Source organism: Allobosea sp. P1_A7, from assembly GCF_056406775.1.
In genome coordinates this window covers 1-2893 of sequence record NZ_JBFTZN010000458.1, presented here as the reverse complement: position 1 = coordinate 2893, position 2893 = coordinate 1, and the positions used below count along the sequence as shown (strand labels likewise).

Annotated in this window: 4 protein-coding genes; 2 read left to right on the top strand and 2 right to left on the bottom strand. The window is 61.4% G+C overall.

Going from position 1 to position 2893, the window contains the following annotated elements; all coding sequences use genetic code 11:
• A partial coding sequence (locus tag AC1D34_RS36185) for a UbiX family flavin prenyltransferase (protein WP_476826862.1) occupies positions 1-414 on the top strand: 414 nt, incomplete at its 5' end.
• 220 nt (positions 415-634) lie between these two features.
• Complete coding sequence (locus AC1D34_RS36180) at positions 635-1330, top strand: RNA polymerase sigma factor (RefSeq protein ID WP_476776817.1); 696 nt, start codon at positions 635-637, stop codon at positions 1328-1330.
• 575 nt (positions 1331-1905) lie between these two features.
• Here AC1D34_RS36180 and AC1D34_RS36175 read toward each other — a convergent pair.
• Together AC1D34_RS36175 and AC1D34_RS36170 are read right to left on the bottom strand one after the other, a co-directional pair.
• Positions 1906-2262: a hypothetical protein gene (locus AC1D34_RS36175; protein WP_476826861.1), complete on the bottom strand. Its 357-nt coding sequence runs from the start codon at positions 2260-2262 to the stop codon at positions 1906-1908.
• Positions 2263-2272: 10 nt separating this feature from the next.
• Positions 2273-2893, bottom strand: a 621-nt coding sequence (locus AC1D34_RS36170) for a radical SAM protein (protein WP_476826860.1), incomplete at its 5' end; no start/stop codon positions are given.

The window sequence follows — 2893 nt, the reverse complement described above, 5'->3', positions numbered from 1 at the left end:
GCCTTGGAGCGTGTGCGGGGGCTGGCAACTCACTGCTACAACAACCGGAATATCGGCGCGACTATTGCGAGCGGTTCCTTCCGGACAATCGGCATGATCGTTGCGCCCTGCTCGATCCGCTCGCTCTCGGCTATTGCTTTCGGCCAGCTGGACAACCTGCTCGTCCGGGCTGCCGACGTGCAGCTAAAGGAGCGTCGCAGGCTGGTGCTTCTGGTACGCGAGAGCCMGTTGCACCTCGGTCACTTGCGAACGATGGCGCAGGTGACCGAAATCGGTGCGATCATCGCCCCGCCAGTTCCGGCATTCTATATGAAGCCCAAGTCACTMCGTGACGTAATCGATCATGTCGCCGGCCGGGCAATCGCACTGCTGGGTACCGCGAGCGGCATTGAACTGGCTGAATGGGGTGGCTGAGCCTGCAGCGGCGCTGTCGTCACGGCCGGCATCGCCTCCCGCCCAGCCCGATTCCCACATGTCGAAACCTGGCTCAGCCCGGCTCGCGCCGGCGTTGCTCCTGTTCGTTTGGGCGGGCGGCTTGGACGGTCACCTCCCTCAGCTTCGGCTCACCAGTTGATTATCCACGGGGAACCTTTTTCGGCGCGCGCCATCTGATGAATAGGAAGGAGGATTGCTCATGTCACATGCTCGAACAGGCAACCTCGACGCCGTCCTCACTGCCGACGATATGGAACTGGTTCGGCGGGCCCTCGCGCGTGACCAAGAGGCGTTTCGCACGATCATGCGGACGCATAATCAGAAACTCTACCGAATAGCCCGGGGCGTTATCCCCAATGACAGCGAAGCAGAGGACGTGGTGCAGGAGGCTTATGTCCGGGCCTTCTCCTATCTCGAAAGATATCGCGGAGAGTCGACGCTTGGCACTTGGCTGTCGCGCATCGTGATCAACGAGGCGCTGGGGCGCCTGCGCCGAAACCGGCGGGCGGTCGAGTTTGCGCAATCGAGAGATCCGGGTGTCGATGCGCGGATCATTCAGTTCCCCGGCAGCTCAGGTTGCGACGACCCGGAGCGAGCGATGGCGCAACGTCAGATCCTGCAACTTGTTGAGCGGGCGACCGACAATCTCCCCGACGTCTACCGTTTCGTCTACATGGCACGGGTGATCGAAGGTCTGAGTGTCGAGGAAACGGCGGAGTTGCTCAGCGTAAGGCCGGAGACGGTCAGGACCCGACTGCACAGGGCTCGCCTTCTCCTGCACCAGGAACTGGACGAACAGATCGGGCCCGTCTTGCTCGACGCATTTCCCTTTGCGGGCCGGCGCTGCGATCGCCTGACTACCGCCGTGATGAGGCGGCTCGGTCTTCCGGATTGATGTCCGGGAACGTCTTCGACCGCACATCGCGGCGGGACTCAAGTGAGAACTGGAACATGCCATTGAACCGATGCGTCTATCCGCGTTCGCGCGCGGGGCGGCCCTTTGTTGTGGCTGTTTGCGCCAGAGCAAAGAACCTCGCTCGACTGCTGCGATGATGTCGGTTGTGGAGAAGGGAAATGAACAGCTCTTCGCGCGAAGTCTTGCGGTTTGGTGGCGCGGCTGTGGCGGTCGCGAACGCAGTCGGGTTGCTGTTCATCTTCACGGACGCATGGCCCCATGAAGAGGCAATCAATGCAGCTCAGTCCATATCGATAGGGCCTACGCTCCTTCTGATTATCGGACTTGTTGCCCTGGCGGTCAGCCATGCGGGAGTGCGCTAAAGGCCCTCTTGTATTTTCCAGAGCGCGATTGTCAGATTCTTGGCTGCACTTGCTTGCGCTCAGGCGGCCTTGACCGCCAACTAGGCAAATGCCGGGTAAGTGTTTCCCGGATTAGAAGCAATTAAATTTGATGGGATACTTCCGGTGATAACGGCTGAGGCGGAGACCTTCGGCTGCTGACGGGCGGTTCCTTTACACGGAGCGGCTGTAACTGCGCGCCGGCTGGCCGAGATAGGCGTCGAAGACCGAGGCCACCTTGCGCACGAGCAGGCGCGAGTCCTCGGGCATCAGCACGCGGCAGCCATCGAACTGAATGACGCCCTCCTCCGCCAATTCCTGCAGCCGCGGGAAGAACTGTGCCAGTTCGTCCGGGCTTGCCTTGTGCCTGGCGCAGACGGCGCCGATATCGACCTCAAGATCGCACATTAGGCGCTCGATCAGCTCGGCGCGCAGCCGGTCGTCGGCGGAAAGCCGGAAGCCCTTGGCTGTGGCCAGCTCACCCTTCAGCACCCGCTCGGCATAGCGCCCGAGCACGACCTCGTTCTGCACATAACCGTTCTCAAAGACGGCCGATCGCTGAAGCGCCAAAACCGATGAGCGTCTCGGCGCCGTCGGTGGTGTAGCCCTGGAAATTGCGGCGTAGCGCGCGCTCCGCGCGCGCCTGCCCCATAGTATCATCCTGCAGGGCGAAATGATCGAGGCCGATGCGAATATAGCCGGCGGCGACCAACGCCTGCGCTATCGCCTCGGCCTGTTCGCGGCGCTCCAGACCGTCAGGCAAATCCTTCTCGTCAATTCTGCGCTGATGCTTTTTGAACTCAGGAACATGGGCATAACCGAAGACGGAGAAGCGCTCAGGCCGCAGTTCGACGCAGCGCTCGACTGTTTCGATGCAGGATCGAACGGTTTGCTTCGGCAGGCCGTAGATCAGGTCGAAATTCACGCCGCTGATGCCTGACGCCCTTAGGCCGGCAACGACGGCGGCGGTCTGCTCGACGCTTTGGATGCGATTGATCGCCTTCTGCACAGGCGGATCGAAGCTCTGTACGCCAAGGCTCGCCCGATTGACGCCGGCAATGCCTAAAGTCTCCATCATGGCCGCGGTCAGCCTGCGGATTCCGACGAATTCGGCGGGCAATTCCGATATGAATTCGGCACCCTGTTCCGATTTCATTCCGGC